The sequence below is a fragment of the Draconibacterium sp. genome, assembly GCF_041583095.1.
Lineage (GTDB): Bacteria > Bacteroidota > Bacteroidia > Bacteroidales > Prolixibacteraceae > Draconibacterium.
On record NZ_JBFHGM010000237.1, the window covers coordinates 1 to 7,896 of the forward strand.

Sequence of the window (7,896 nt, forward strand, 5' to 3'; positions counted from 1 at the left end):
AAACCAGTAAGCAAATGAAATTGTTTTTTTGCCCTATCGGGCCGATTTTACTTTTTGTCTTGAGACAATAAGCAAACATGAGGAAGGCATTTCCGAACCAAGGCTGCGCCCACTTCGCTCGGAAAAGTTACGCAATGTCGGCTAAAATTCCTGAAACTTCCCGATGCTACGATCGGGACAGGCAATCGTACCTCCTCAAACATCAGTAATTTATTAACGTCGTCACTGCTTGTTTTCCGGCTCACCGGACGAGGCCGAAGCTTCGTAGCAACTTTACGAGTTTATTGGTATCTCAGCAATGGAATGACCTCTATTGGAATTTGCCCGAAGTTGAAATGAAACCTTAATGAGAGCGGGAAGCTCCGAGTTGGCGAGGAGATCACCCGCCCGAATTTAGGCTTTATGAAAACGTAGGGTAAAGTTCAATAGCAGTCTTGAATTTTCTGCTTCGTCTTTGCTTCAAGGCAAAGATGAAGGCCTCCGGCAGGAAGAAGTTACAGAGGTCGTAGTAAAATCCAAAAGTCTTAGTCAAAAAAAAAATCAAAATTATTATAAACATCATAACTCGAGATAATCTCTTATGATAAAAAAAGGCCTTCAAAATTGAAGACCTTTTAAAAACCAATACACGTTATCTCTATTATTAATTTTCTGAATATTCGTTCAAAGCTTTTTCCAGTTTTTTGCGGGTAAAGAAAATACGGCTTTTAACAGTACCTAATGGTAAATCAAGTTGCTCAGCAATTTCTTTGTATTTGTATCCTTCTAAAAACATGCGGAAAGGAACGCGATATTCATCTTCTAAAGCATTAATGCTCTTGTTAATTTCTTTTGAACTGTAGAACGAATCCGGCGCTGGATAAACTTTGTCTTTCGAGAACATCAGATGGAAATCGTTGTTTGAACCATCGAAGGTGTTCTTTGTTTTCACGTTTCTACGGTAATCATTAATGAAGGTGTTCTTCATAATGGTGTAAATCCATGCTTTAAAATTCGTGTTCTGTGTAAACTTGTCACGATAAGTTAATGCCTTAAGGAAAGTCTCTTGTAACAGATCGTCAGCTCTTTCCGAGTCAGCAGTTAAACTTAGTGCATAGTAATGCAACTTGTCACTCAATCCGAGTAAAGCGTTATTAAATTGAATCTGAGTCATGGCGTCTTATTTTTAATTTGTCTAAACAAATTTAAGTCAAACGAGTCCCTTTTTGCAAATAAAAGCTAACATAAATCAGTTGATTCTATCTATGCAGGATAAAGATTCTCTATTGTGGTAACGCGTTGATTGGTTAAAGGTTACGAAACCCATTGTTAAGTCTGTGTTTTCATAGGAGCCGCCCGTGATAGAGCTTGTCGATATCTGATTGTAAAGCGTATATTTGTCCTTCGAATTTGAGACAGGATAAGTCGATAATAAAAAAAATCAAGCGTTTAATGTATCCTGTCTGTTAAAGTTCAATTAGTATTATAATGAAAAATTTAAAGTTTAATCATGATGCGCAATCTGTTTTAACTTTCAGAAAGTGGGGGAGGAAGAACTATTCTTCTTTTCTGACCGTAAGGAAACAAGTTGTCATTTCAGTATTATCGGTGGTGTATTTCCTGTCAACACCGGTAATTACAATGGCTACTGTTCAGGACACTTCTGAAGTTAAAATGGAATACGACCTTGATGAGATCGAGGTTAGTGCACAACGAACACCTGCATTGTATTCGCAGGTTGCACGGATAATTTCCGTGATTGAGAGAAATGAAATTGAGGCGGCGCCGGCTCAGAGTGTTCAGGACCTGTTAGAGTATGTTGCAGCTATCGACGTACGGCAACGGGGAACTGAAGGAGTACAGGCTGACGTTAGTGTTCGCGGTGGTACTTTCGACCAAACCTTAATCCTGCTGAACGGTATCAACATCACCGACCCGCAAACCGGCCATCACAATTTAAATCTACCAGTTAGTTTAGCCCAAATCGAAAGAATCGAGATTCTTGAAGGACCGGCTGCGCGTGTTTACGGACCCAACGCTTTTTCGGGGGCTATTAATATTGTAACACGTCAGACGGCAAATTCTGAAATTTCTGCTGCCGTTTCGGGTGGTAGCTTCGGGTATTTCGATGGAAATCTTTCGGGATCGTTTTCAACCGGCAAAATGCAACACATGCTCGCTTTTAACGGAAAACGATCGGACGGGTACACCAACAACACCGATTTTAATGAGCGGAACGGGTTTTACTCCAATCAGTTGAATACCGAAAAGGGTACGTTAAGGTTTCAGTTGGGCCTTTCAGAAAAGGGATTTGGTGCAAACAGCTTTTACACGCCAAAGTATCCGAACCAGTACGAAGCCACAAAAACATTGTTCACTTCGCTGAAATGGGAAGGTAACGGGCCATTGCATCTCACTCCGGTTGTTTATTACAGGCGGCATCACGATCGGTTTGAATTGTACCGAACCGATAAATATGGCTTAACCAACGATGGTTACAAGGTTTGGCAAAACGACACACTGCCGGGCTGGTACAGCGGACATAATTATCATCTGACTAATGTTTACGGTGCCAACCTTAACTCGTGGGTAAAATGGGCCGCCGGGAAAACGGCGTTCGGTATTGAATTCCGCCGCGAACAGATCTATAGTAATACGCTTGGTTTGGATATGGACGAACCAAAAGACGTGCCCGGTGAAGATGCACTGTTTACCAAATCGGATGACCGCAATACGGTTTCCGGGTTTTTGGAACATGCATACTATATAAATAAGTGGACGTTTACAGCCGGGCTGATGGCAAACTACATTTCGGGAAGTGATTTGGGATTAAATGTTTTTCCGGGAATTGATGTAAGTTATAATGTATCGGATGCGGTAAAACTGTACTCGAGTTACAACACGTCGTTGCGCATGCCAACTTTTACCGATTTGTATTACGATGGGCCATCGAACATTGGTAACCCCGATTTAAAACCTGAAAAGTCGGCCACCTTGGAAGGTGGTTTAAAACTTCGATCGAAACTGATACGCGGCCATGCTGTTATTTTTTACCGCCATGGAAAAGATATTATCGATTGGGTAAAGGAAGATCCTACTTCGGAGATCTGGCAACCGCAAAACCTGACCGAGATAAATAACCTGGGAACTGAGGTTCAGGCGCAGTTGCTGTTACGAAATGAGTATGGAAACCACTATCCAAATATTCAAATCAGTTACCTATATAATAATGTAGAAAAGGGAAATGCCGATTTGGTATCGAATTATGCTTTGGATAACCTGAAACATAAACTGGTTGGTTCGCTTAGCGAGCAACTGGTGAAAGGGCTGCAGCTCGATTTGCATTTTGTTTTCCAGGACAGGGAAGGTAGCTACACCCGGTTCGAAAATAAAATGCCGGTTGGGGAAGTGGCGTACGATCCTTTCTGGGTTTTCGACGGCAAGTTAAGCTACCGGAGAAAGCAGTTCTCAGTTTTTGCTTCGGTAAACAACATTTTCGATAAACAATACAACGATATTGGTAACGTAATACAGCCCGGGCGTTGGTTTAAAACCGGAGTTATATACAAAATCAGATTTAATTAAATTGTTTTTAACGCTTGATTTAAGATCTTAAAAATTAATATTTTGAGCCGGGAGCTAGCCAAAACAGGCAAGCTTCCGGCTTTTTACTTCATGTACTTACTTTTTGAAATCTACAAAAATTGTATCTTCGCCGAAAATTAGATAGTCATGTTAAAAGGTATATTAGCAATTTCAGGACACTCGGGACTGTTTAAAATGGTTGCCGAAAGTAAAAACAGCATTATTGTTGAATCGTTAGACACGCAAAAGCGTATGCCGGTTTATTCAACCGCAAAGGTATCGGCTTTGGAAGATATAGCCATTTACACTCACGAAAGTGATGTGCCGTTAAAGGATGTTTTTAAAGCCATTTCTGATGCCGAGGATGGTGGAGCAGCCATTTCGCATAAATCGTCGGGAAATGAGTTGAAGACTTATTTTGAGAAAGTACTGCCTGATTACGATCAGGATCGGGTATACGTTTCCGACATTAAAAAAGTACTTCAGTGGTACAATGCTTTGCAGGAAAAAGACATGCTTGACTTTTCAGAAACTGAAGAGGACGAAACAACAGAAGAAAAAGCGGATTAAAACAATTTATAATTGTTAACGGCTTTGGGGCTGCCCAGCGAGTCGTTTCGATCCAGAAGAATATCAAAAAGTTTTGCAGTGGCCAGTGCATCGCCGGCAGCGCGGTGCCTGCCATTAATTTCAATACCTAAATCGGCACAAAGCTTCCCCAGTGAATAGGACGGATGTCCGGGGAGCAGTTTTCGCGAAAGTTTTACCGTACACATTGTCTTACGGTGATAATTGTATCCCAGGCGTGCATATTCTTCTTTTATAAACTTATAATCGAAACTGGCATTGTGGGCAACAAAAGTTCTCCCCATTGTCATCTCAATAATTTTTTTTGCCACCTGGTAAAATTTTGGAGCAGTTGTTACCATTTCATTACTTATTCCGGTTAACTCCGTAATAAAAAACGGGATGTCCATTTCCGGGTTAATAAGGGTCGAAAAAGAGTCGGTAACCTCTTGTCCGTTGTGTTGATAAATAGCAATTTCGGTAATTTTGCCGTTTTTATAACTTTGGCCGGTCGTTTCGATATCGATTATTGAGAACAAAATGTTTAATATTTTGAATTAATTGAACTTAAATATTTAAATTTGTGAAAAAAATATTCTTAAGCATGAAATTAAGACAGCTAACTTTTTTTGATACCTGCGAATTAATTTCTAAATTGCCCGTAGAATTCAACAAACAACAAAAAAAATAATTTCAAAACTATGAAAAAAATTACTCTTTTCTTATTTGCATTGGTTTTGTCCCTTGGTTACACCATCGCACAAAATGCAGACAACAAATGGGCCATTGGAGTTGGCCCCGGGTTTGAATACAACATTGAAATCGAAGCTACCGGGATTTTAGCTGATTTTTATGTTAGTCGTTACCTGTCTCCACGGTTCGATTTAATGCTTGACAACAGGTGGTCGTTCAACGATGCCGGAACTGATGTAGTTGCATCATTGTTGAACCTGCGTTTGAAACTTTATAATGACGATATGGCAATTCAGCCATACCTTTTTGGTGGTCCTGGTTATATGTGGGATAACGATGAAAGTGATTTTACTTTCGACTATGGTGTAGGATTGAAATTCCCTGTTGGTGAAAAAACTTCACTTTTCGTGTCAGGTTCTTATTTGAATAGTATTAAAGGATACCATTCAGATGATCCAAACAATGCTTACGGATGGACTGACGAACATTTTCAGGTTACCAGTGTACTTGAATTCGCAATGGGTAAAGCTAAAGATGAAGACGGTGACGGAGTAAGTGATCGTAAAGACGAATGTCCTGGTACACCTCCGGGAGTACAAGTTGATGAAAAAGGTTGTCCTATCGATACTGATGGCGACGGCGTTCCAGATTACAAAGATGACTGTCCTACTGAAGCTGGCCCGGCATCTTTAAATGGCTGTCCTGACAAAGACGGTGACGGAGTTGCTGATAAAGACGACGACTGTCCTGATACTCCTGGATTGGCTAAATTCAATGGCTGTCCTGATACTGACGAAGACGGAGTTCCAGATCCAAAAGACAAGTGTCCTGATACACCAAAAGGATGTCCTGTTGACGCTGACGGTTGTCCCCTTGATTCAGATGGCGACGGTGTAATTGACTGTGAAGATGATTGTCCTTCTGAAGTAGGTCCTGCAAGCAACAATGGTTGCCCAGACTGGAGTGAAATTTCAATTCCAACTATCTACTTCGATTTCGACAAGGCGACTCTGAGACCAGAAGCAAAAGCTGAATTGGATAAATTAGCTGATCAGTTAAATGCTGCTAAAGAATACGATATCGTAATTGGTGGTCACACTGATAATATTGGTACTGAATCATACAACATGGGATTGTCTGAAAGACGTGCTCAGGCTGTTGTTAAGTACTTATTGCAAAAAGGTGTGAACAACGCTTATGTAGGTTCTAATAACTATGGTGAAACTAAACCGGCTGTTCCTAATACAACATTAGATAACAAACGTAAAAACCGTAGAGCTGAATTTGAAGTAGCAAAAATTCGCAAGTAAGCTTTAATTAAATATTTTCGAAAAGCTCTGTCATTTGGCAGGGCTTTTCTCGTTTATGGCTGTAATGTGTTATATTTGCGGTCTCAAAAAAATAAGCTTAGTTATGAGTATCGAAAGTTTGATTCAGAAAGGAACCGTAGAAGCGATGAAGTCTTTGTACGGTGCAGATTTACCGGAAAATCAGGTACAGGTTCAGAATACCCGAAAAGAGTTTGAGGGTGATATTACCGTTGTGGTATTTCCTTTTTTACGATACTCAAAAAAAGGGCCGGAGCAAACTGCCGAAGATCTTGGAAAATATTTGGTTGAAAATATTGAAACAGTTGAAAACTTCAATGTTATCAAAGGCTTTTTGAATTTGGAGATCAGCCAGAGCTATTGGCTCGACGTTCTTAAAAACAGCTTTAGCAGTTCAGAATATGGCTTAAAACCCGTAACCGACGACAGTGAGTTGGTAATGGTTGAATACTCGTCGCCAAACACCAATAAACCACTTCACCTTGGGCACATCAGAAATAACCTGTTGGGATTTTCGATTTCAGAGATTTTGAAGGCCAACGGTAAAAAAGTGGTAATGACCAACATTGTAAACGACCGTGGTATCCACATCTGTAAATCGATGTATGCCTGGAAACAGTGGGGCAACGGAGAAACGCCTGAAAGTACTGGAATGAAAGGCGACCACCTGGTTGGAAAGTACTACGTTGAATTTGACAAACATTACAAAGCTGAAATTGCGGAACTGCTTGAAAAAGGTGTTTCAAAAGAAGAGGCTGAAAACCAGGCGCCATCAATTATTGCAGCCCGCGAATTGTTGAGAAAGTGGGAAGCAAAAGATGAGGAAACAGTTGAGCTTTGGAAAATGATGAACAACTGGGTGTACGCAGGTTTTGATGTAACTTATAAAACGCTGGGAGTTGGTTTCGATAAAATTTATTACGAATCGGACACTTACCTTATAGGTAAAGAAGAAGTGCTGAGAGGCCTTGAAGAAGGAACTTTTACAAGGCATGAAGACAATTCAGTTTGGGCCGATCTTACCGGTGACGGACTGGATCAGAAAATTCTTCTTCGTAGCGATGGCACCTCTGTTTATATGACTCAGGACATTGGTACTGCCAAAATGCGTTTTAACGATTATTCGATCGATAAAATGGTTTACGTGGTGGGTAACGAGCAAAATTACCATTTCCAGGTGTTGGCTATTTTGCTTGATAAACTTGGATTTAGCTGGGGAAAAGATTTGTACCACTTCTCGTACGGAATGGTTGAATTGCCATCGGGAAAAATGAAATCGCGCGAGGGAACCGTTGTTGATGCCGATGATTTGGTAGACAACATGGTTGAAGTGGCTCGCGAAATGTCGGCCGAGTTAGGAAAGCTTGACTCATTAACCGGAGACGATGCCGAGAATACCTTTAAAATGATTGCTCTTGGAGCGCTGAAATATTTTATTTTGAAAGTGGATCCACGTAAGAACATGATGTTCAACCCGGAAGAATCGATCGATTTTAACGGAAATACCGGGCCATTTATTCAATATACCTATGCACGTATTAAATCGGTGTTGCGTAAGGCTGCCGATCAAAATATTACGATCGACGAAAATGTAGCAGTTGAATCGCTTTCATCAAAAGAAAAGGATTTGGTGAAACGTATTTCTTTATTCCCTGCAGCAGTTGAGGAAGCCGGCGACAATTACAGCCCGGCGATTATTGCCAACTACTGCTACGAACTGGTAAAAGAATTCAACCAGTTTTAT

At 40.6% G+C, this 7,896-nt stretch carries 6 protein-coding genes; 4 read left to right on the forward strand and 2 right to left on the reverse strand.

Annotated features, from left to right (window positions below):
* Window positions 1-643: 643 nt before the first annotated feature.
* Window positions 644-1,153, reverse strand: coding sequence for an RNA polymerase sigma factor (locus tag ABZB17_RS17640; RefSeq protein WP_038554909.1), 510 nt, complete (start codon window positions 1,151-1,153; stop codon window positions 644-646).
* Window positions 1,154-1,467: 314 nt separating this feature from the next.
* On the opposite strand from ABZB17_RS17640, the gene ABZB17_RS17645 reads away from it, so the two are divergent.
* Together ABZB17_RS17645 and ABZB17_RS17650 are read left to right on the forward strand one after the other, a co-directional pair.
* Window positions 1,468-3,564: a TonB-dependent receptor plug domain-containing protein gene (locus ABZB17_RS17645; RefSeq protein ID WP_372652074.1), complete on the forward strand. Its 2,097-nt coding sequence runs from the start codon at window positions 1,468-1,470 to the stop codon at window positions 3,562-3,564.
* Between the two features lie 147 nt (window positions 3,565-3,711).
* The gene (locus ABZB17_RS17650) at window positions 3,712-4,134 is read left to right on the forward strand and encodes a DUF5606 domain-containing protein (protein WP_303918969.1); all 423 of its coding nucleotides are present in this window, start codon (window positions 3,712-3,714) and stop codon (window positions 4,132-4,134) included.
* On the opposite strand, the gene ABZB17_RS17655 is transcribed toward ABZB17_RS17650, so the two are convergent.
* Complete coding sequence (locus ABZB17_RS17655; RefSeq protein WP_372652076.1) at window positions 4,131-4,670, reverse strand: PolC-type DNA polymerase III; 540 nt, start codon at window positions 4,668-4,670, stop codon at window positions 4,131-4,133. The two genes, ABZB17_RS17650 and ABZB17_RS17655, sit on opposite strands and share 4 nt — an antisense overlap.
* Before the next feature lie 198 nt (window positions 4,671-4,868).
* On the opposite strand from ABZB17_RS17655, the gene ABZB17_RS17660 reads away from it, so the two are divergent.
* Complete coding sequence (locus ABZB17_RS17660) at window positions 4,869-6,134, forward strand: OmpA family protein (RefSeq protein WP_372652078.1); 1,266 nt, start codon at window positions 4,869-4,871, stop codon at window positions 6,132-6,134.
* Between the two features lie 103 nt (window positions 6,135-6,237).
* Window positions 6,238-7,896, forward strand: a 1,659-nt coding sequence (gene argS, locus ABZB17_RS17665) for an arginine--tRNA ligase (RefSeq protein ID WP_372652080.1), incomplete at its 3' end; no start/stop codon positions are given.

Bases quoted from the DNA above. Each gene is read 5' to 3' on its own strand.
- ABZB17_RS17640 (WP_038554909.1), bottom strand. From the start codon at position 1,153: ATGACTCAGATTCAATTTAATAACGCTTTACTCGGATTGAGTGACAAG.
- ABZB17_RS17645 (WP_372652074.1), top strand. From the start codon at position 1,468: ATGAAAAATTTAAAGTTTAATCATGATGCGCAATCTGTTTTAACTTTC.
- ABZB17_RS17650 (WP_303918969.1), top strand. From the start codon at position 3,712: ATGTTAAAAGGTATATTAGCAATTTCAGGACACTCGGGACTGTTTAAA.